19 protein-coding genes, 1 tRNA gene and 1 pseudogene are annotated in these 22,383 nt (G+C 47.5%); 17 read left to right on the top strand and 4 right to left on the bottom strand.

Annotated features, from left to right (window positions below; all coding sequences use genetic code 11):
• Positions 1-47: 47 nt before the first annotated feature.
• The 3 genes from D081_RS13065 to D081_RS10390 all read right to left on the bottom strand — a co-directional run bounded on the left by D081_RS13065 (position 48) and on the right by D081_RS10390 (position 3,750).
• Positions 48-1,535, bottom strand: a complete 1,488-nt coding sequence (locus tag D081_RS13065) for a PTS transporter subunit EIIC (RefSeq protein ID WP_085024111.1) — start codon at positions 1,533-1,535, stop codon at positions 48-50.
• Positions 1,536-1,607: 72 nt separating this feature from the next.
• Positions 1,608-3,092, bottom strand: a complete 1,485-nt coding sequence (locus D081_RS10395) for an FAD-dependent oxidoreductase (RefSeq protein WP_143272196.1) — start codon at positions 3,090-3,092, stop codon at positions 1,608-1,610.
• Between the two features lie 112 nt (positions 3,093-3,204).
• A complete protein-coding gene (locus D081_RS10390) occupies positions 3,205-3,750 on the bottom strand; it encodes an ECF transporter S component (protein WP_085024110.1) in 546 nt (181 codons plus the stop codon).
• Between the two features lie 211 nt (positions 3,751-3,961).
• Between D081_RS10390 and D081_RS10385 the strand changes: the two genes are divergently transcribed.
• The 7 genes from D081_RS10385 (at position 3,962) to D081_RS10360 (ending at position 9,629) form a co-directional block, all read left to right on the top strand.
• A tRNA-Pro gene (locus tag D081_RS10385) sits at positions 3,962-4,038 on the top strand.
• 190 nt (positions 4,039-4,228) lie between these two features.
• On the top strand, positions 4,229-4,675 hold the full coding sequence (locus D081_RS10380; RefSeq protein WP_198941991.1) for a nitroreductase family protein: 447 nt from the start codon (positions 4,229-4,231) through the stop codon (positions 4,673-4,675).
• Positions 4,676-4,826: 151 nt separating this feature from the next.
• A complete protein-coding gene (locus D081_RS10375) occupies positions 4,827-5,765 on the top strand; it encodes an alpha/beta hydrolase (RefSeq protein ID WP_085024109.1) in 939 nt (312 codons plus the stop codon).
• 88 nt (positions 5,766-5,853) lie between these two features.
• Positions 5,854-6,009, top strand: a complete 156-nt coding sequence (locus D081_RS12720; protein WP_158087650.1) for a hypothetical protein — start codon at positions 5,854-5,856, stop codon at positions 6,007-6,009.
• A gap of 477 nt (positions 6,010-6,486) precedes the next feature.
• Positions 6,487-7,284: a hypothetical protein gene (locus tag D081_RS10370; RefSeq protein WP_085024108.1), complete on the top strand. Its 798-nt coding sequence runs from the start codon at positions 6,487-6,489 to the stop codon at positions 7,282-7,284.
• A 110-nt stretch (positions 7,285-7,394) separates the two neighbouring features.
• On the top strand, positions 7,395-9,038 hold the full coding sequence (locus D081_RS10365) for a bifunctional UDP-sugar hydrolase/5'-nucleotidase (RefSeq protein WP_085024107.1): 1,644 nt from the start codon (positions 7,395-7,397) through the stop codon (positions 9,036-9,038).
• Positions 9,039-9,056: 18 nt separating this feature from the next.
• Positions 9,057-9,629 carry a cob(I)yrinic acid a,c-diamide adenosyltransferase gene (locus D081_RS10360; RefSeq protein ID WP_085024106.1) on the top strand — a complete coding sequence of 191 codons (573 nt, stop codon included), beginning with the start codon at positions 9,057-9,059 and terminating at the stop codon, positions 9,627-9,629.
• Positions 9,630-9,719: 90 nt separating this feature from the next.
• On the opposite strand, the gene D081_RS10355 is transcribed toward D081_RS10360, so the two are convergent.
• Positions 9,720-10,700 carry a diaminopimelate dehydrogenase gene (locus D081_RS10355; RefSeq protein WP_198941993.1) on the bottom strand — a complete coding sequence of 327 codons (981 nt, stop codon included), beginning with the start codon at positions 10,698-10,700 and terminating at the stop codon, positions 9,720-9,722.
• Between the two features lie 221 nt (positions 10,701-10,921).
• On the opposite strand from D081_RS10355, the pseudogene D081_RS13110 reads away from it, so the two are divergent.
• From D081_RS13110 to D081_RS10305, 10 genes and pseudogenes are all read left to right on the top strand, one after another.
• A pseudogene (locus D081_RS13110) lies at positions 10,922-13,515 on the top strand (EAL domain-containing protein).
• A gap of 110 nt (positions 13,516-13,625) precedes the next feature.
• On the top strand, positions 13,626-13,793 hold the full coding sequence (locus tag D081_RS12560; RefSeq protein WP_143272195.1) for a helix-turn-helix domain-containing protein: 168 nt from the start codon (positions 13,626-13,628) through the stop codon (positions 13,791-13,793).
• A gap of 76 nt (positions 13,794-13,869) precedes the next feature.
• Positions 13,870-14,850 (top strand): DNA-directed RNA polymerase subunit alpha, encoded by a 981-nt coding sequence (locus D081_RS10340; RefSeq protein ID WP_085024102.1) that lies wholly within the window; start codon positions 13,870-13,872, stop codon positions 14,848-14,850.
• Positions 14,851-15,009: 159 nt separating this feature from the next.
• Positions 15,010-15,942: an exonuclease domain-containing protein gene (locus D081_RS10335; RefSeq protein WP_085024101.1), complete on the top strand. Its 933-nt coding sequence runs from the start codon at positions 15,010-15,012 to the stop codon at positions 15,940-15,942.
• A 20-nt stretch (positions 15,943-15,962) separates the two neighbouring features.
• The gene (locus D081_RS10330; protein ID WP_085024100.1) at positions 15,963-16,619 is read left to right on the top strand and encodes an SIMPL domain-containing protein; all 657 of its coding nucleotides are present in this window, start codon (positions 15,963-15,965) and stop codon (positions 16,617-16,619) included.
• A gap of 121 nt (positions 16,620-16,740) precedes the next feature.
• Positions 16,741-17,832: a hypothetical protein gene (locus D081_RS10325; protein ID WP_085024099.1), complete on the top strand. Its 1,092-nt coding sequence runs from the start codon at positions 16,741-16,743 to the stop codon at positions 17,830-17,832.
• Between the two features lie 203 nt (positions 17,833-18,035).
• Positions 18,036-19,868, top strand: a complete 1,833-nt coding sequence (gene iorA, locus D081_RS10320; protein ID WP_085024098.1) for an indolepyruvate ferredoxin oxidoreductase subunit alpha — start codon at positions 18,036-18,038, stop codon at positions 19,866-19,868.
• A complete protein-coding gene (locus D081_RS10315; protein ID WP_085024097.1) occupies positions 19,861-20,433 on the top strand; it encodes an indolepyruvate oxidoreductase subunit beta in 573 nt (190 codons plus the stop codon). Before iorA ends, D081_RS10315 begins: the two co-directional genes overlap by 8 nt.
• Positions 20,434-20,612: 179 nt before the next feature.
• Entirely contained in the window at positions 20,613-21,848 is a 1,236-nt protein-coding gene (locus D081_RS10310) for a phenylacetate--CoA ligase family protein (protein ID WP_085024096.1), read from the top strand.
• Between the two features lie 9 nt (positions 21,849-21,857).
• Positions 21,858-22,055, top strand: a complete 198-nt coding sequence (locus tag D081_RS10305) for a hypothetical protein (protein WP_085024095.1) — start codon at positions 21,858-21,860, stop codon at positions 22,053-22,055.
• Positions 22,056-22,383: the final 328 nt, after the last annotated feature.

Here is a 22,383-nt window from a genome sequence, read left to right as displayed (position 1 = left end):
GGGGAGGTGTTTGTTAATAAATTTAATTGGATTTTATGATAATTATTTTAACGGCTTGTCAGCTCCCGCAGGGCATCGGCAACCTTTTGCACCTTCATGCCGATAACGACCTGAATGCTGCTATTGTCAAGGCTGATGACGCCTTTGGCCCCGGCCGTCTTTAATTTCTTTTCATCCACCAGACTGGTATCCTTCAGCTCCAGCCGCAGCCTTGTGGCGCAGTTATCCAGGGTGATGATATTGTCCTTTCCACCCAAGGCCTCAAGAATGGAGGCAATATCCATGCCCTCTACCATATTATTGCCCACAGCTTTTTCTTCCCGGGTTTCTTCAGCTTCATCCACAGCTTCTGATTCGTTGCCCGGGGTAGGCAGATTAAACTTGAGGATTAATACCCGGAAAACCAGATAGAAAATCACAAAGGCCGCAAATCCCAAAGGCAAAATCATCCAGGTGTTTTGGGCAGCCGGCAAGGAAGCGGAAAACAGCAGGTCAGTAGCTCCGGCTGAAAAGGAGAAGCCAGCCCGAAAACCCACCAGTGCAGTTACATAGCTGAAGATGCCATACAGGGCGGCATAGGCCACATACAGCATTGGGGCGCAGAACATAAAGGCGAATTCAAAGGGCTCTGTAATGCCGCAGACGAAGGAACACAATGCCGCTGATGCCAGTATGCCCACAACGTATTTTCTACGTTTGTTATTGGAGCAATGAATAATAGCCAGTGCCGCACCGGGAACGCCGAACATCATGCACGGGAAGAAGCCGGACATGTAGATTCCCAGAGACCAGGGCACATCGGCATCGGTGTGGCCTGCCCAAAAGTGGGTAAGGTCACCAAGACCGATGGTGTCAAACCAGAATACATTGTTGAGGGCGTGATGCAGCCCCAGTGGAATGAGCAGACGGTTGAGGAAGGCATAGATACCGGCTCCCACAGCTCCCATATCTGCAATACCCCGTCCCAGGCTTACCAAGGCTCCAAATAAGATCGGCCAGACAAAGAACAGAACCGCTGCCACTAAAATGGAGATTAAACCGGATATAATAACTGTACTTCTCTTTCGGCTGAAAAATGCCAGCCATTCCGGCAGGTCAGTATTCTTGAAACGGTTATAGCTTTGGGCACCGATTATGCCCGCCAAAATTCCAATAAAAGGATTTTCTATCTTATGGAAGGCCAGCAGGGCTGCCGGCTGGTCCGCAATGCTCGGCAAAAGCAGCTTGACAAAATCAGCCTGCAACAGAGTGGTAATAATCAGCCATGAAACCAGTGCCGTAATGCCAGCAGTTCCATTTTGGTCATCAGCCATTCCTACGCCCACACCCACGGCAAACAGCAGGGCAATGTGGTCAATCAGGGCGCCGCCGGCTTTCACCAGAAACATTCCGATGGTGGGAACCATGCCGGTTATTTCTCCCCCCTGCATGGAGGCAGGACATAACAGATACCCAATACCCATGAGTATACCGCACAAGGGCAGACATGCCACGGGCAGCATAAGGGATTTTCCGATTTTTTGCAAAAATTTCATCTTACGAGAACCTCTTTTGTTACTTTTTTAAAGTCTTTATCTACTTGAAATCTTTTATCTACGTTAAATTCTTTATCTGCTAACATAACTTCTAAGATTTTCAGGAATTTCTTCCCAACGGATGCTGTTGGCTGGAATCCTGTTTTTTATGCCCCAGGCAGCGGCAATGCCGGCGGCTTCGCCGATACTCATGCAGGTGAGCTGGATACGCATGGATGCCTGCAGAATGAAGCTGGCACTTATGCAGCGGCCGGCCACAATGAGATTTGGCACCTCATTGGTAATAAGGGCACGGTATGGGATTTCATAATAGGCCCCCTTTGGCAGCTTTTCGCTGACCTTTTCCCCGTGGGCGTCGATAAACCAGGCTGTGCGGGCCACGGCATCAGGAAAACGGGACTGGTTATGATAGTCATCCTCGGTCATATAGAATTTGCCCTTTATGCGCCAGGATTCTCTGGCTCCCAGCATGGAGGCTTCCTTGGCCAGATAGGCATTTTCAAAGCCCGGCATGTGCTTGATGAAGTATTGGCTGAGGCGGTGAATCATCTGGCGTCCAGCCCGTACCCCCCGGCTGTAGGTGAGGGGATCGGAGGCACTGAATTCCAGTGGCAGCTCCGGACAGTTCATGGAAACGTGGCCCGGCTTTCCCACAATGGTAAAGGCCTGCATATATTCAGCATCGGCCTCCGTCAGCTCCCCGGATTTTATGCCATCCACCATAAATTGCTCCAGAATATATTGCTTGGTCCGATGTCTTGCCTCGGCAAATTCATAATGGGGCGGCTTGGTGGGGCAGAAATCATCACCCAGCTCAAGGGTCACGTACTGATATACCCTATCAATATCAATACCACCCATTTCAAAGCGGAAGCTCATGGGCTGGTTTTTCCCGGTTTTTTCAAAGCCGCATTCACAAGGAATCTTGGCACTGCGGGCCAGTATGGCATCCCCGGAGCAGTCAATAAAGGTCTTGGCCTTGACTGCCATCAACCCGGCAATAGTCTGGACGATACACACGGAAATGGAATCGTCCTTCATAATGGTGTCCACAAGAGTTGTATTGTAAAGGATTTCCACCTTGGCTTCCTGACAGAGCTCATCGTAAATCAGGCTCATGACCTCAGGATTGGTCCAGATGCCCACCTCGCTTTTTTCGTTGTGGTCATCGTAAGCAATACCATATTGCCCCAGGCGTTTCTTGACTTCCCGGACATAATCCGTATCACTGTCCGGGGCCCAGGTGGTCATGCATGGTATAACATTGCCCATGGTCTGCAGGCCTCCAAGGGTGATGCCCTTTTCAATGATTACAGCAGAAGCACCCTTTTTTCCTGCAGTATAAGCTGCAGCAACGCCTGCCGGCCCGCCGCCTACCACACATATATCGGCTTCATATAGAAGGGGAATCTGCCGTCCGGCATAATTGACTGCCCCTTTGGCATGGGCCACAGGTGTATGGTTATTGTTAGTATCTGCTATATTGGACAGCATCAGTCCGGCTGCTGCGGCACCGGAGATTTTCATAAATTCACGACGGGAAATTTTCAGTTTCATAATACCCCTCCTGTTAAATTAACTGTTAGTCTAATAATAACAAAAACCGACCTCCAATAACAGTTTAATTCTGCTATGGGAGGCCGGTTGGTTATATGGAGAATATGAACAGTTATGAGTTCAGATTAATGGCTTTTCTGAGGGATGGCAGGGCCAGCAGGGCGGCAATGGTGTTGATGAGGCTCTTTACCAGCAGGCCGTAGCCGGAGGCCAGACCAGCTTCAAGGCTGTCATAGAGCAGGGCACCAAAGGCCACATAGCCGAAGGTCATCCAAAGAGAAGCTACAACAAAGGCTGCAGCAGCCCGGAGAAGGGTGGTATTTTCACCATCCGGTCGGGCAATTATATATACAATGTAGGCCATAATGAATTTTATGAAAATGGTTGGCATAATCCAAAGATAAAAGCCGCCGATAAGATCTGCCATTGCAGATCCAATGCAGGCCGCCAACAGAGCCGGACGCTTTGGTGCCAGTAAAACTATCAGAAAAATTGCGGCATCACCAACATGGGCATAGCCAAGCGGAATAGGAATCTTCGGCACAAAGGTCATCAGGAATACAATGGTACTCATAATGGCGCAGAGGCATAATTCTCTGACGGTGAATTTGGCACCGAAAAGAGTTTTGTTAGGGTGTTCTTTCAATAAACCTGACATTACTATCACTTCTTTCTTGCTTTGTACAAATGTCATATTCCCCATTGCAGTACAGTATAACATACTAAAGCGATAGGTGGAAGAGGTTTTATTAAAAATTTTTGATTTTTGTTGTTTGCCCGATGGCTGCTGTGTAGTATTTTAGGGAAAAATATGAGAAATTAAGGAAAAAATGCTCCAACTGTGTTATAATAATCTGCGGAAAAGCTATCGGGATGTGGCACAGTTTGGTAGCGCGCATCGTTCGGGACGATGAGGCCGCAGGTTCGAATCCTGTCATCCCGACCATTTGCAATTTAAGCCGACTTCAAATGGAGTCGGCTTTTCCTTTTATTTTTCATTTTTCTGGTATAATATAACTACGAGTGTAGTAGGAGAATAATCCTATACAGATAAGTTTATTGCTCGGCAAGAGGAGGGCATATTATGAACGCAATTTTTTCCCGTACCAGTATTCGCAGCTATGAGGACCGTCCCGTTGAGGAGGCAAAAAATCGAGAAGATTTTACGGGCGGCTATGGCAGCACCATCGGCCATGAACCAGCAGCCATGGGAGTTTTATGTGGTGACAGACAAGAAGGCTTTGCAGGAGCTGTCCGAGGCCAGCCCTTATGCCGGCATGACTGCCGGTGCACCGGCGGCTTTTGTTCTGTGCAGCCGCAAGTCTGATGTAAGAGTGCCGGAGCTGGTGGATGTGGATATGTCCCTGGCAACGGAAAATATTTTGCTGGAAATTGAAGAACAGGGCTTAGGCGGTGTAATGCTGGGCATTGCTCCATTTGCAGACCGTATGGAAAAGGTGGCCAAGGCAGTGAATGCTCCTGACAGCCTGTCAGTATTCACGGTTATTCCATTTGGCTATCCGTTGAAAAAGAATCCGCAGCAGGACCGCTATGATGCAGCCCGTGTCCATTATGTAAAATAAAAAATACTCCCCCGTAATGAAGGGAAATATAGAAGGCTCCACGAATTATATCCATTGATGGTAGTTTGTGGGGCTTTTTTATATTAGCTTGAATAGTTAAGGCAAAGGTAAGATATAAATTGGGGCATCCGTATGATATGGGGGCATTGTTATGAATAGAAAGAAATGGGCGGCGGTACTTCTGACCGTGATATTGGCAGTTGTGGCCATGGGCTATGCAGTGGGGGCGTATTTTGTGGATTTTGCCCTAAAGAGGGGCAATGATACCGATCCTTTGGCACCGCCTGCTGCCTGTGCAGATATTCAGGATAAAAGCCGGATGGTTCCTCCGGAACCTGCAGTATCAAAAGAAACGTGGAGTGCCGTATCCTCTGATGGTAGGCATTTGGCAGCCACCCATTTTTCTCCGGCACATCCGGGAAAACGCTGGGCTATTTTAATACATGGTTATGGAAGGGACCAGCACTATGCCGGGGATTATGCCGAGGTTTATCTGAAGCACGGGTACCAGGTTCTGACGCCGGATCTTTGTGCATCGGGGGAAACTGAGGGCCAGTATATTACCATGGGGGGCAAGGAAAGCGAGGAAATCGCTGTTTGGACGAGAAAAATAAAGGAGCAATATCCGGATGCTGAAATTGTACTGCATGGTGTGTCCATGGGCGCCGCCACAGCACTGATGGCCGCTGCCAGGGATGACATAGCGGGAGTAGTGGCTGTAATAGAGGATTGCGGCTATACCAGTGCCTATGAAATGTTTTCCAACCAGCTTGGAGTTATCTTCGGCCTGCCGGAGTTTCCCATCATGAATTGCGTTGATGTGGTCAGTGGCATAAAAACCGGCGTAAAGGTATCTGATGCTGCCCCTATAAAGGTAGTGGACAAAATAAAGGTTCCGGTGCTGTTCATACACGGTGAGGCCGACAAGCTGATTCCACCTGTTATGATGGAGCAGCTTTACGATGCCTGCAAGGCCAAAAAGGAAAAATTCACCGTACCAGGAGCCGGCCACGGTGATTCCATGCCAACAGACAGCAGGAAATACTGGTCGGAAGTTTTTGATTTCTTGGCACGGGCTGCAGACAAATAAGTATTATAAGACATGTTAAAAAAGATCTTTATGGCAACATCCTGTCGAAAACATTAGTATAAGACTGCTGAAAAAGGAGTGAGTAAGGATGAGCGAGATTATTGAAAGAAACAGAGCTGAAGCTAAGGCTGAAGTGGTAGTTGAAATGCTTAAAGAAAAATTGTCAATAGATATGATTGCCCGTGTTACTAAGCTCACTGTTGAACAAATCACAGAAATTGGCAAAAAGGATGCATTGGTTTGATTATGCGATAATTGACAAGGATACTAGTTTTGTTATAATGAACATAAGAAAGGTGCTACCGATAGACGGTCAGCCCCAATTTGTAGTGATTTTAGAAAAACCGCCAAAGTTGGTAGCTTGCTGGCGGTTTTTCCTATTTATGCCTTAATTGCGATAATACAAATTGTGACAAGAAATATGATTGTGAGACAGTCATATAATGTCATAGGCAACACCCCCGTTTCAGGGGCCAGGATTGACCGCCTACCGTTATGGTAGCACCAAAATGATTATAACACATATGTTTGCTTGGTACAACGAACTGTCTAAGCCAGTTCGTTTTTTTATAGAAAAAGTCGTATTTTAAATTTTTAAAAAAGTCCTGAAGTTCTATTGTACGTACCCACGCAATTCTTATATAATGTTCGTACAAAAAGCCGGGGGCAGGGGGCCCGCAGGCTTTGCCGTGTGAAAACTGAACATTGAGGAGGGATTGTCGTGAAAAGTAGAGGGCTTATCAGGTATGTGTTTGTCCTGGTGCTGGCAGCTTGTTTTGTGCTGGGGGGTGGCAAGACGCCATTTGCTTCGGCAGCCGTTGATATGAGCAGTATCGACACCAGTATTCAGGGGATTATCGGTACCTGGAGTGAGGGCGATGTGATGGATGCCAGAACCTTGAAGGTAAATCCTGATTACACCTATGAATTGTCCTATAAGGGGGGCGGAACTTCCTTTGGTACTATCAGGGTGATTGCAGAGGAGCATCCGGATGGATCCTATTCGCCATGGTTCGTTTTTGATGAAAATGATGGGACTAACTGGACCTGCTTTGCCAAGACTGATGAGGATGGCATCCTGCAGGAGGAGCTTTGGTCCGGACAGGATGGTGCCTTCCACTTTATCCGTTGTGGCACTTATGACTATAAGCACTTCAGCGAAAGCATAGCTCCGAAGGATTATCTGGGTGTATGGGCCTGCGGACGCTGCAACATCGTTATTGACAAGAAGGGCAATGCCTATGTTGTAGATATTACATGGGCCAACAGTGCAGCTGAGCACAGATACTGGACCTATAGCTGTCGCTATGACAAGGATAATGCCGTTATCGTGTGCCCTGGCAATGGTATCTGCAATGATTGCATCGTATATGAAAACGGTAAGGAAAGTGACACCAATGTTTATTCTGACGGCAGCTGTGTGCTGATTTTGCGCAATGGTGTGCTGAAATGGGTTGACAGAAAAGACAACGCCGGTGCAGACATGGAATTTCTCAAGGTACAGGCACTTGGCAAGTAAGGTAATGTCAAATTAAAAAGAGGAAATAATAAAAGCCCCGCGAATATTATCCATCGGGATAATTTTGCAGGGCTTTTTCTTGTCCTGAAGCGTAAGGAGGTAGTTAATTAATGGGTTTTGGCAGGGAAAAAATATTTAAACGGTCGCTGTATGGATTTTTAGTGACCTTCATATTGCTGTGCCAGACGGCCTTTGCGGCTGATTTCAGCAAGCTGGTGATTCTGCATACCAATGACAGTCACGGCTATGACCAGAGTGATGCTGAGCATATTGGCATGCCGGTAATTGCCCAGATAAAGAAGGATTTTCAGTCCAAGGGCTATCATGTGCTGATGCTGGACGCCGGGGATATCATTCAGGGCAATGAGCTCGCCCAGTTTGATAAGGGCCAGTCGGCCATAAAATTTCTGAATTCAGTGGGCTACGATGCGGCTACTCTTGGAAACCATGAATTTGATTATGGCCTGGAGGTGCTGCAGCAGCGGATGAAGGAAGCCAAATTTCCCTTTGTATCCTGCAATATAGTGGAAAAGAACACGGGCAAGACCTTTATCAAGCCTTATGTGATTCTGGAGAAGCCTTATGGCAGTATTGGCATTATCGGGCTTACTACGCCGTCCACTTCGACTATTGCCAATCATGATTACGTATCAGGCCTGCATTTTCTCGATAAGGAGCTGCTGTATGCCAGCACCCAGATGTGTGTCAACAAACTGATAGCAGCCAAGTGCGATTTGATTATTGCCCTGGGACACATGGGAAGCAACGCGGATTGTGAGGGCAGCCGTTCCGAGGATATTCTGAAAAATGTCAACGGCATTGATATTTTTATTGATGGCCATGATCACAATGTAAAAAACGATGTTATTGGCAATACCCTGCGGGCTGAAACCGGCTGCTATACCCAGAATGTGGGCTGCATCCTTTATGAGGATGGCCGGTGGCAGGAGAAAATGATTCCTTATGGTCAGTACACCAAGCAGGACAAGGGCCTGGAAAAGATGGTCAATAAAGCACTGCAGGATATTGAAAAACAGTTTGGTACTGTAATTGGCAAGGCGGATATAGCCCTTGATGGAAACGCCAAGCCAGGGGTACGGACCCAGGAAATGCCTCTGGGAGACTTTTGTGCCGATGCCATTTTGTGGCAGGCCAATGAGAAGCTGGCCGAAAATAATAAGGCTCAGGCCAGTATCTATAACGGTGGATCCATCCGAACCAGTATCAAGGCTGGCCCAATTACCGTAAAGGATATGCAGGATGTGAGTCCTTTTGCCAATGAGCTGTCGGTTATTACCATTAAGGGCTCCAAGCTGCTGGAAATTCTGGAAGCAAATACCCAGGAGACACCGGAGAGCATGGGAGGCTTTCCACAGGTGGCGGGGATAGAATACACCCTTAATATTGATGTACCATACAAGAAGGGACCGCAATATCCTGAGTCCATATTTTATGCGCCGGCGGAGCCGGGCAGCAGGGTTGTCATAACAAAGGTGGCTGGTCAGCCATTTAATCCGGAGGCAGAGTATAGAATAGTAGTAAGCAGCTTTATCGCTGGTGGCGGTGACAGCTACAGCGGCCTGCGGGCAGACGGGGCAATCATTGCGGCTGAGCCGGTGGGGGTTACTGATACTGCGGCCCTGCAGAATTATCTGACAGTGAAGCTGAACAGGGAAATAACCTCAGAATATGCTGCTACCAAGGGTAGAATCACTATGAATCAAGAAAGTTTGATGACAAATCTTGCAGCATAAATTAGGAAGTGATATAGGATGCTTCAAGTTTATACGGGCAAGGGCAAGGGGAAAACCACTGCTGCCATAGGATTGGCCATCAGGAGCCTGGGGGCCGGACACAGGGTGTTCTTTTTGCAGTTTATGAAAAGCCTTGCCTACAGTGAACAGTCGGTATTGAAGAAGTTTGCCCCCCAGCTGGTGCTGAGAACCACGGGAAAGCCATTTTTTGTGGCGGCTGAGGGCATGCTGTCTGAGGCAGAAAAGGCCCAATGGGGTGATAATGTGGTTATATTTCCGCCTGGACAGCCCCCGGTGGATTATGTGGCCATGATAGATGAAGAATTCAAAGTGGCCGAGGAGGAAATCCTGGCATCACCGCCAGAGCTGCTGGTCCTTGATGAAGTAAATGTGGCCCTGTTTTTTGGTTTAATTAAGCAGGAAGCAATCGAAGGCCTGCTGCAGGCCCTTCCCGAAACCACGGAGGTGGTGTGCACCGGCCGCAATGCTCCTCAGTGGCTGCTGGATAGGGCGGATTTAGTTACGGAAATGAAGGAAATCCGCCATTACTACACCAAAGGAATTGAAGCCCGCAAGGGAATAGAAAACTAATATAAATAGGCCGGACTGCCATCAATTATTAAGTGATGGCAATTCGGCCTTATTTTTGAAAGAAATCTTAAATATTAAGGTATATGAATATTAAAGCATATGGGCTCTCAGCTCTTCACCGGAAAGTGGGCTCAGATAAGCCGGAGCGATGTCAAATACGGTCTTGCAGCCGATATTTCCTTCCTGATGGAGGCGGTCGATGGCACGGGCATAAGCCACGATTACGGAGGCAGTGAACTCAGGGTTGGAGTCCAGCTTCAGGCTGTATTCAATAACGTGCTTGTTTTCGTTGTTCCAGCCGGTGGAGCCAGTGCGGAATACGAAGCCGCCATGTGGAATGCCGCTGTGGTTGGCCTGCAGCTCTTCTTCGGTAATGAAGTGAACTGTGGTGTCATAATCTGCGAAGTAGTTTGGCATTTCCTTGATTTCCTTTTCGATGGCTGCCTTGTCTGCACCCTCCTCAGCTACCACGAAGCACTCACGGATATGCTTTTCACGGGTGGTCAGCTCTGGATTTTTGCCGGCGCGGACAGCCTCAAGGGCACTGTCTACAGGAATGGTGTACTGCTTGCCGTTCTTTACACCCTTAACCCGGCGGATGGCATCGGAGTGGCCCTGGCTTACGCCCTTGCCCCAGAAGGTGTAGTCATTGCCGTTTGGCAGGATGGCATTGGCATACAGACGGTTCAGGGAGAACATGCCTGGATCCCAGCCGGCGGAAATGAGTGCAATGTGGCCAGTGGACTTGGCAGCAGAATTTACGTTATCAAAATGCTCCGGAATACGGGCATGGGTATCAAAGCTGTCGATCACATTGAAATGCTTTGCCAGGGCAGGAGTCATTTCAGGCAAATCGGTGGCACTGCCGCCACAGATAATCATTACATCGATTTTCTCGGCGTATTTTTCCACGTCAGCAGCGGAAGCAACCTCAACACCAGGGGTCTGAATCTTTACAGTGGAAGGGTCGCGGCGGGTAAATACAGCCACCAGTTCCATATCTTCACTGTTCTTTACTGCGCATTCGATGCCACGGCCCAGATTGCCGTAACCATAAATACCAACCTTCATTTTCATCACCTTCGCGGAATGTACCGCGTCCTTTCTATGAATAATTAAATATTATTATCGATGTATACCTGGTTAGTATAACATTTTCAGCATTTATGTAGCAAGAGTTATATTATGTATACATAATTTTTTATGGGAGAAAAATGACTCAATAATTCGTCCTATATCTTATAGTCAGATTAACGTTGTTTATGGTAGAATGACCTAAAGGGGTGTCAGATATGAACGAAAATGACAATATTCAGCAGAATTCTGCCGAAACAGAGAAGGGCACATTGAATATTGACCAGCTTACGGGCTTGCCACTGATGCGCTCTTATTGGAATCTGGTAGAAACACAGATTAAATCTGACCCGGTTCCCAGTGTTATGATGTCCGTCAATATACTGAATTTCCAGTATTTCAATAAATGGTACGGGCGGGATAAGGGGGATGCTCTCCTGGCGGAGCTGGGCAAGTATTTCCAGCAGCTTAGTCATGACCATAATTTGATCGCCGGTTATATGGGAAGTGACTATTTTTCTTTGTTTTTTAAGGAAGATCCCGAGCTGGTGGAGGCTCTTATTGAAAGTGTAAAGCTTATTGTGGGCAGATATATGACGGATCCGTTGTTCCGTCCGGTTTGGGGTGCCTACAAATTTACGGAAAATGACACTACTGATGCCGTAGATATGTATGATTACACCATTATGGCCATTGGCAAGTGTTATTGCTATTCCTATGCTGATATTAACTGGTTCAGTGAGACCATGGCCAGGGAGCTGGCTACCACTGTTGATTTGATGCCACGTATTCAGCGGGCTATGGCAAATAATGAATTTACCATTTTCCTGCAGCCAAAATGCCAGATTGTGGATGGCAGAATTGTGGGAGCGGAGGCTCTGGTGCGTTGGATTACCCCGGATGGGGAAGTCATTATGCCGGGGAAGTTCGTTTCCTTCTTGGAAAAGAATGGCTATATTACCCAGCTTGACCAGCATATATGGGAGATTACCTGCCGTACCATCCGCCGCTGGATGGATACGGGTCTTCCTGTGCTGCCTGTTTCCATTAACGTTTCCCGCATTGATATCCAAAACATGGACGTTGTGCGGGTTCTCACGGAGCTGGTGCACAAGTATCAGATCCCCTGTGTGCCTTGGAGGTAGAGATTACTGAAAGTGCCTATGTGGAAAACGAAAGCGTTGTCAAGGAAGCAGAGGAAGCCCTGAAGCGCAATGGCTTTAAGATTATCATTGACGATTTCGGCAGTGGCTATTCTTCACTGAATATGCTTAAGGATGTGGACGCCGACGTTCTTAAGCTGGACATGAGATTCCTTGATTTCTCCAGTGGAAACCGTGGTCGGGGCATCAACATTATTTATTCCATTATTGATATGGCCCGCCAGATAGATTTGCCTATTATTGTGGAGGGCATTGAGACCCTTGAGCAGATAGAGCTTCTTTCCATGATGGGCTGCGAGTATGTGCAGGGCTACTATTTCTACCAGCCTATGTCCATCGAGAATTTTGAGGCTATTATTTCTGATGCGAATAATGTTACTACATCTAATATACACAAGCGTAAAATGACCCGTTCCTACCTCCAGGATATTACTGCATATTTCTGGAAGGTGGCGGAGGTTAATCCTTGGACCGGTGAGTATCATTTTATCAAGAAGTCTGAGGACAAGGATGGGGTTATGGGCCCACGTCCTATTACTATTGAAGATTATACCAAGCGATATGTGGAAAGCGGCATGGTGCACAGCAGCGATAAGGAGCGTTTCCTTAGTGAGACCTCCATGGTGGCTACCCAGCTGCAGATTACCAAAAAGCAGCATCGGCGCCGTGTTCATCTGCGCTGCATGAAAGATGGCCGTTATGTTTGGGTTACCTTTGAGTGCATAGTGCCAAATGTGTTCTCCAAGAACAATCCGTGGGTGCTTTTCACATGGAAGCTGGCTGATAATGATGTGGCGGCCCGTCAGGACACCATGAATATTATTGACAAGACCTTTAAGACTATCATGAAGGTTGATGGTTTGAGCGGGACCTGCGAGATTATCCAGATGGACAAGGATGAGGAGATTTTCGGCTATCATATTTCCAAGCATTTTTCCACCTGGAACGGCAATATTATTGACAACAATCTAATCCACCCTGATGAGCTGGAGAATTACAAGAAGTTTACTGATCTCAGAAATTTGACTACCCGGCTGGCTTTGTCGGATAAGCCATTGAGATTCCAGTATCGCCGTCGCGTGGGAGATATTTACCATTGGGTGTGCATGACTGTTTCCAGGAGCCTTGAATATTCCGATGAATATCCTGCATTGATGGTCATGGTACAGTATATCAATTATCTCTATGAGCCTGATGTGCAGGCCCAGTTTACTACTGCGGATTCTCTCAAGAGCCTCATGAGCTCACTGGTGTTCGTGCTTCATCTTGACATTACCGAGGAGAAGTTTGTTTCGGCCCAGGATCTGGCAACGGTGGAAACTGAGACGGGTATAGTCAGTGATGACAGATATATGGTAGGCGTAAGACACCTTGTGGAGCGGTCAGTGCTTCCTGAATACAAGGATGTTTATTTGGCCTTTATGAACCAGGCCTGGCTTATGGAAAAATTCGGTGAAGGGAACACAACCCTTTCCTTTGAGTATGAGCGTCTGATTAATGGCAAGCCTGCTTGGGAGCTGATCCTGATGCTCCTGTACAGGGACAAGGCCACAGGCCATCTCATGGGCACCGAATATGTATACAACATAGATAAGCAGAAGCGTATAGAGATGGATTTGAAGGCCTCGCTGGCAGCGGATAAAAATTAGTTTAAAATTCACTTTACAAATCCCGGACCATATAATAAAATGTCATTCGTTTGGAAACCGACAGTCAAAAATTGCGGTTACAGTTTATGACAAAGGGGATTTAATATAAAGTGGTTTTAGAAAAATTGAAGGCTGCTCGCCAGGCAAAAGGATATAGCATTCACATGGTAGCGGAGCTTCTTAATATTACAGTGGACAGTTACTTGGAACTGGAGTATTCCGTCAGGGAGGCCAGCGATCAGGAAATGAAGATGCTGGACAGTATTTTTAGCGAGTAGCTTGATTTTTGATTATATTCGTGTTAAGATATATGGTATGCGATAATGGACTAAAATACCTGAGGGGAGTTTTGATATGCTGGATGTCAATACAACTAAAATTCGTTGTTCTGGAGATGTGACCGATAAAACTCATGGTCAGTTTGTATGCGGACCTCTTGACCGTGGTTATGGTACCACAATTGGTAATAGTCTCAAGAGAATTCTCCTGTCATCCATTCAGGGTGCAGCAGTTACAGCTGTTAAGATTACCGGTGCAACTGCCATTGACAGCAAGCTGTCCAACACCCATGAAGATGCAATTGATATAGTTTTGAATTTGAAGAGCCTTTGCATTGAGCCTGTTGAGAACGAGCTGGTGGCTCATATTGATGTTAAGGCCGAGGGCGAGGATTTGGAGGTTACTGCTGCTGATATTACTTCTGACAGCGAGCTCAAGATTATCAACCCTGAGCTTCACCTTGCCACTGTTAAGGCCGGCAAGAAGCTTGCCATGGATTTAAAGATTATGAGCGGCTGCGGCTATGTTTCTGCCGACAAGAACACTTCCGCCGACAAGGGCATGTTCCCTATTGATGCGCTCTTTTCTCCAATTGACCGCGTAGATTATGTGGTTAAGAACACCCGTGTTGGTAACATCACCAACTATGACAGCCTGACTCTGGATATCTTCACCAATGGTTCTGTTATGCCTGCTGATGCCTTGAAGCTGGCAGCCAACATCATGATTGAGGGCCTGAACCCATTCCTGGCTCTGTGCGAGGATACCGTGGTTGATGAGCCAAATCCTGAGAGCTACAGCCTGTCCTCCGATGATGGGGATAACAGCCGTGAGGCTATGGAGGAGCTCATGAATGCTCCTATCAGCGAGCTGGAGTTGAGCCAGCGTTCTACTCACTGCATGCAGCGCAACAGCATCTTCACTATCGGTGATCTTGTGGCCAAGACCACTGAGGAGATTATGGGCTTCAGAAATCTTGGTGCCAAGTCCTTCAAGGAAATCTGCGACAGACTGGCTGAGCGTGGCCTGTCCCTGAAGTCCGGCTCCATTGACTAAGAGTCATTTGTTTTCAGATGAAAAGTGTAAATACACCGTTCATTTTGGGCGGTGTATTTTTTATTTGCAGGAAAAATGTAACTGTATGTAGTATATTATACTTATGGTGAATTTAATTCTTATTTCACCTTATGATTATTATTGAGAGAAGGTTCGGATATGCATATCGCTTGCCTGGATACTGAGTCCACCAGTACAGGAGTCAGCAATGAGATTTTGGAGTTGTCAATTTTTAATGAACAGGGGGCTCTTATTCACAATCAATTGTACAAGCCTAAGAAGGTTAATAAGTGGCATTATGCCGAAAGGGTACATGGTATAACCCCTGAGATGGTGGCAGACAAGCCTTATTTTGTAAAGCATATACCCAAGGTTCAGAAAATCTTCGATAAAAGCGAGATGATTTTGGGCTTTGCTGTAGATAATGATATAAGGGTGCTGGAGAAGTACGGTTTCCAGAATTTACCGGAGAAGGCCATGGATGTCCGTGACCTCTATTGGGCTGTGTTCCATGAGGAAAAGGACTTTGATTATTATCATGTGCCACGTCTGGTGGTGTGTGCCGAGGAATGCGGCTATGCATGGCGGGCTGGTTCTGCCCATTCGGCAGCTGCGGATGCGGAGGCCACCCTTTTCTGTTTTAATTACCTCGTAAGAAAGTTTGCGGAAAAGTATAATCTTTTTGAGGTAGAGGACAAGCCTCATCTGAGTACGGAGGAAATAAACAAGGTGTGGGAGCATCTGCGTTATTTGCTTCGTGAGGAACGTCACAGCAAGGCAGTGGAAAAGGCCAAGGGGATGCTGTATCTGGTGGATACTCCCCAGGGCTATGCCATTTATGCCCGGAAGCGGCCTCTGACCGAGGAGGACAAGGCACGATTCAAGGAAAAGAAGCGCAAGATTGTCAGCATTATTGAGCTGGCGGATTCCCAGAAGGGCTATGAGGACCTGCTGGCCCGTTTTGCCCCAAAGATGATCGGCGGGGAAAATTACTACAAGGCATTTTATCAGCTGAATAAGCAGGATATAGAGCTGTTTAAGGGCTATACCAACGAATTTATTGACGAGGCCTATCTGGCCGAACAGGGCTGAGGCTTCTGGGGGGACAAACCATGGACAGGGTTATTAAGGTTACTGGCCGGGGCAGTGTTACTGTGGAGCCGGATATTGTATGTCTGCACGCGAAAATTTCTGATTTTGCGCCCACTTATGATGCGGCGGTAAAGATGTCCACGGCCATGACGGAGCTGTTGCGGGTCAGCATTCAGCGGCTGGAGTTCAACAAGGATGACCTGAAAACGGAATTTTTTGAGGTGGATACTGTTTATGAGGATGAAACCGATGAAGATGGCGGGGTAAGGTCTGTGTTAAAGGGCTACCGCTATAATCACGGCCTGATACTGGAAATTCCCCTGGATACCAAGCTGGTGACCGCCTGCCTCACGGAGTTTACCAAATGTGCGGCCCATCCTGAGTTTCGTATAGCCTACACTGTAAAGGCCAAGGAAGCGGTGAAGGACATGGTGTTGGCCAGGGCGGTCAGCAGTGCCCGGGGGAAGGCAGAGATTTTGGCCCAGGCCGCCGGAGTCACCCTTGGTCCTATACAGACCATAGAGTATTCCTGGAACGACGAACGCATAGCCTCAGCCACCGAGCCGGTTCTGACGGTCCCAGGCTCCCCGGAAACAGGCACTGGCATGAAGCTGAACATAACCCCAAAAAGCATCCAGATGCACGATGTGGTGACGGTTATCTGGAGTATGGTGTAAAAATGATATGTACAAGAACCTTCTTTGGTATAGGACTGAAGAAGGTTCTTTATTTGGTTTGGTTGACAACAGGGCTTCTTTGTGGTTAATTAGACAACGAGGGATAGAGGACGGAGGATTTATGACATTAAAAAGGAAAATTATGTGGACGACCATATCTGTTGTTGTGCTTCTGTGCCTGTACGTGTGCTACGTGGGAAAACCAGTGGATGTGGGGACGGATACTGAGGTAGACGGCATAAACAGTGAGGTAGAGCAGATACTGTATTATGCCGGGCTGGCTCCAAGCTCCCATAATGCGCAGATGTGGGAAGTGAAGGTTTATCCCGCGGAAGGGAAGCTGGTTATTTCCCCGGATAATACCAGACTGCTGACGGCTGTGGATCAGGATAACCGGGAAACCTATATTTCCATGGGGGCCTATGCCCGCAGCTGTATGTTGGCCTTTGAGGCTTACGGCTATAATGCCAGCCTCCATATCAGTGACAACGGCCAAAGTATTACTATTATTTATGCCAATAGCGGCATGTCCCGGGATGAGGGGCTGCTTACCCTGATGAGGCGGCGCCACACCGATAAGCGGGATTATACCAAGGCCAGCATTCCGGAATTTTTCCAGGACGGTTTGAAGGGAATCCGGGGGGCGGTATTTGTTCCGGATACTACCGAGGTCTTTACGCTGGTGAAGGACCAGACTCTGGCGGCAGCTGCCGAGCAACGGGATAATCAGGATATTCGTGATGAGCTGGCAGACTGGCTGCGTTTTTCCAATGGAGAGGTGGAAAAGAAGAAGGACGGCCTCACAGCTGAGCAAAATGGTATTACGGGCCTGGGCAAGGCCATATACTATACCTTTGGCTCTCACTGGTTTGCCAAGGGAGACACCTTCGCCCAGACTGGCTATGAAATGGCCCAGCGTCAGGCGGAAAACTGTGCCGGCTACATTCTGATTACAGCCAATGATACCAATGTGGGCTATATCGAGGCTGGTATGCATTTGACAGAGGCATGGCTTTATGCCGTGCGCAATGATATTGAGGTTCAGCCTATGAGCTTCGCCATGGAAAGCAAGGCCCGCCGCTTTGCTATTCAAAATACCATGAAGCTGCCGTATACACCGCAGATGGTTCTGCGGGTGGGCTATGTGGACGGTGCTTATGGTGCCAATGCCTTGATACGCCGTGATTTAAGGGATTATATTCAGGTTCAGTAATATGGCGATTTATGCCGCAATATAGACTTTTTGACCGTCGCAGATGATATAAAGCATCATCTGTGGCGGTTTTTTGTTACTAACATCCTTTAAAAAGTTAAAGGAATTCCTTTGCTTTATTGTCCACCTGTGGTAGAATAATGATGTTGTCGTGTAAGTATGTGTATCGACTGAATAAATAAATGTCGTTGGGAGAGATACAGATGCATCAGGAGTTTTTAATGGGCAATGAAGCCATTGCCATGGGTGCCATCGCGGCTGGAGTCAATCTGGTGGCGGGGTATCCGGGGACACCTTCCACAGAGGTGCTGGAGACTGTGGCCAAGCATCGGCCTCAGGACACCTATGTGGAGTGGTCAATTAATGAAAAAACAGCCATGGAGGTAGGGGCCGGAGCCGCCTATACCGGTGCCAGAGTTATGGTTACCATGAAGCAGGTGGGGCTTAACGTGGCCACGGATCCTCTTATGAGCCTGGAATATATTGGTGTCAAGGGTGGTATGGTGGTTCTGGTTGCGGATGACCCGGGCCCTATTTCCTCCCAGACGGAGCAGGATACCCGTCATTTTTCCCGCTTTTCCAAGCTGCCATGCTTTGACCCGTCCACGGTGCAGGAAGCATACGAGATGGTTCAGGACGCCTTTGAATATTCGGAGAAGTACAGGACACCTGTCTTTTTGAGGTCTACAACCCGCGTATCACATGGATATGCCTCCATAAGCGTCAAGGACGAAGCAGAATATAAGCATAACAAGCCTGAAGGCTTTATTAAGGATACCAAGCGCTGGGTTATTTTCCCAAAGCTGTCCTATCAGGCTCACATAAATATTGAGGCCCGCAATGTGGAGCTGTCCAAGGTATTTTCTTCCTACAGCAAAAATCTGCTGTTACATGAGGACAGCAAGGTTTTTCCTAAGAAGGGCATTGCCACTGGCGGCTTTAACTATACCTACGTTTCTGAGGCCTTAAAAGCTTTAGGTGATGTTAAGCTTTTAAAGGTATCTACTCCCCATCCATTCCCAGAGGATCTGGCGGTTAAATTCCTTAAGGGCTTGGATGAGGTTATTTGTATTGAGGAGCTGGACCCGGTTATTGAGCGTGAGCTTATCTATATTGCAGGAAAGTACCAGCTGCCTGTAAAAATTTATGGCAAGCTGACTCTGGATGTGAAAAATTCCGGGGAAAACAGTCTTGATTCAGTTATGGCAAACCTCACCAAATTCCTGGGAGTACAGCCTCCTGAAACTGCGGCCCTTACGGAAGAGGATAAGGCACAGATGCCGGAGCTGCCGGTTCGTCCGCCGGTGCTGTGTGCTGGTTGTCCACATAGGGCCTCCTTCTATGCGGTTAAGCAGGCCATGAAGGGCAAGAAAACATTATTTGCGGGAGATATTGGCTGTTATACCATGGGTAATGCCATGCCGCTGGATATGGTAGACACCTGTCTTTGTATGGGGGCTGGCCTTGGTATAGCCCAGGGTGTGGACCACATTGAGCCCGATACCAGCTGCTTTGCCTTTGTAGGTGATTCCACCTTCTTTGCGGCGGCTATTCCGGGAGTAATAAATGCGGTTTATAATCAGGCAAATATGACTCTGGTGGTTCTGGATAATTCCACCACCGCCATGACTGGGCACCAGCCACATCCGGGAACTGGCCAGACCATGATGGGAGATGTGGTGAACAAGGTCAGCATTGAAGCCATTTTGAAGGGTATTGGCCTGGAATTTGTGGAAACAGTGAACCCACTTGACTATAAAAAGTCCGTGGAAACAGTAAAGGCGGCAGCGGCCCTTCCGGGGGTTAAGGCTATTATTTTCAAGTCTCCATGTATTGCCATTGTAAAATCAGATAAATGCCTGTCTGTAAATCAGGATAAGTGTATAAATTGCCGCAAGTGCATTCGGGAAATTGGCTGTCCTGCCTTGATTATCCGCGATGAACGGGTGGTTATTGATTATTCCCTCTGTACTGGCTGCGGTCTTTGCAGTCAGATATGCCCAGTGGGCGCAATAGGAGGTGAGGCCAATGAGTAAAAACATTATTCTTTGCGGTGTCGGCGGCCAGGGGACTATTTTGGCCTCCAAGCTCATCAGCAGTGCGGCCATGAATAAGGGAATTCCTGTCAAGAGTGCGGAAACCATTGGCATGGCCCAGCGGGGTGGCAGTGTATTCAGCCATATCAGATTGGGTGATGATGTGGACTGCCCGATGATAGCCAGTGGCAGTGCGGATATTATTATTGGCTTTGAGCCGGGGGAGACAGTGCGTATGCTGCCTTATCTGAAAAAAGGCGGACAGGTTATTGTCAGCAGCCGGCCGGTAATGCCGGTTACAGCTGCCTTGGCAGGCTCAAATTACAATGGCACTGAGATGCTGGATTATATCCGGAACAAGGTTGAAAAGCTCATTGTTGTAGATACTGAACAGGCCTGCAGGGAGTTGGGCAGCGCCAAAATTGTCAATTTGCTGCTGTTGGGGGCGGCAGTAAACAGCGGAGCTCTTGGGCTGACGGAGGAGGATATTCGTCAGGTGATACTTACCCGTATTCCGCCAAAGTTCCATGAGCTTAATTTTAAAGCCCTGCAGTATGTTCAATGAGACTTATTCAGTGGGAAATGTATGCACCCACTGAATTTAGTCGAATTAATCCAGAGCTTATGGGGGCTTGTCTCCAACCTAAGAGAAAAGGAGACTTAGCGCCCATTAGCGTGGGACTAAATCTTGCAAGTAATACACAACATAAAAAAATAAAGTAATTGATAGGGGAGCAATTCATTATGAAGATAACCGAAGAACAGCTTAAGTTAGTAAATGACCGCATTGATGCACTGGAGGCGGCCAACAGCTTCTATGGGAAGAAGCTGGAGGAGGCAGGCATAAACCATGTGTCCAGTCCGGAGGAATTTGAGAAGCTGCCTTTTTCCGAGAAAAATGATCTGCGGGAGGCATATCCTTTAGGATTGATGACTGTTCCCCAGGAGCAGGTAGTCCGCATCCATTCATCCTCCGGTACTACGGGGACCCCAGTAATTATTCCTTATACCAAAAAGGATGTAGAGGATTGGGCCACCATGTTTGCCCGTTGCTACGAGATGGCGGGAATTACTGACAAGGATGTTATTCAGATTACTCCGGGCTATGGTCTTTGGACAGCCGGCATCGGCTTCCAGGCAGGCTGTGAAAAGCTGGGAGCCATGTGTGTTCCTATGGGGCCTGGTAACACTGACAAGCAGCTTAAGATGATGGAGGATATGGGCAGTACTGTATTGTGTGCTACTTCCTCCTACGCCTTGCTGCTGGCAGAGGAAATTGAAAAGCGGGGTATCAAGGATAAGATCAGGCTGAAGAAGGGCGTCATCGGCTCCGAGCGCTGGGGTCAGAAAATGCGTGACCGCATTTCCACGGAGCTGGGCATTGAGCTTTACGATATTTACGGACTTACAGAAATTTATGGTCCTGGTATCGGAGTAAACTGCAAGCATGAAACGGGCATGCATTATTGGGATGATTATATTTATCTGGAAATCATTGACCCGCAGACCTTAAAGCCGGTTCCGGACGGAGAGTGGGGCGAAATTGTTATTACAACCCTGGTTAAGGAAGGCGCTCCTCTGATTCGTTATCGGACCCATGATCTGTCCAGAATTATTCCAGGGGAGTGCCCATGCGGCAGCAGGTTCCCTCGTCTTGATGTTATCGGCGGACGTACCGATGATATGATGAAGATCAAGGGTGTTAATGTATTCCCTAAGCAGATTGAGGAAATTCTGCAGGAATTCCCAGAGCTGTCCAGTGAGTATCAGATCAGAATATCACATCTCGATGGCAAGGATACCATGCGTATTTATGTGGAAACCAACGGCAGTGTGGACTTTTTGGATATGGCCAAGCGGGTGGCAACCAGGGTCAAGAGCCGCATAGGCTTTACTCCACTGGTAAAGGTGGTAGAAATTGGTCTGCTGCCTAGAAGTGAGAAGAAGACCAAGCGTGTAATTGATGAACGTTATGAATAAGGTGTAATTATGGGAAAACCTCCAGAGATTGCCAATTCTACGGCTTTGGAACGTGAACAGTATATAAGGGACAATTTTTACTGTCGGGGCAACTGTGATATTTGTGGTATGTGCAAGGTGTATCACGGAAAATCCCCGGAAACGGTTTATGCAGACTATATTGCCGGGAAAAGGAGCTTTCAGGAGATAACCGAGGAATACAGATAATGATTTACAGACTGCAACACAGGAATAGCTTCCTGCTGTTGCAGTCTTTTTGCAATTGTGCAGAAAAAATGTAAAAAGCTGTTGACAAAATCCTCATATGGCGTTATCATAATCAACGTTGTCGCAACAGGAGATTATGAAACGAATCTCAGCGACATGAAAAAATATCAAAAAGTGCTTGACATTACAGTGGCTTCGAGATATTATATAGAAGCTGACTCACGAAGCAGAAGCTTCTGAGAAAGTGAGTGTTCTTTGAAAACTAAACAATGCAATAAGGAATCATGCACACATGATTCAAGCCAGATGATGGTACTACTTTTACAAA

Origin of the sequence: Anaerovibrio sp. JC8 (assembly GCF_002100115.1) — a bacterium.
Taxonomy (GTDB): domain Bacteria; phylum Bacillota; class Negativicutes; order Selenomonadales; family Selenomonadaceae; genus Anaerovibrio.
The sequence above is the reverse complement of the archived record's forward strand: the minus strand, read 5'-3'. Positions and strand labels throughout refer to the sequence as shown.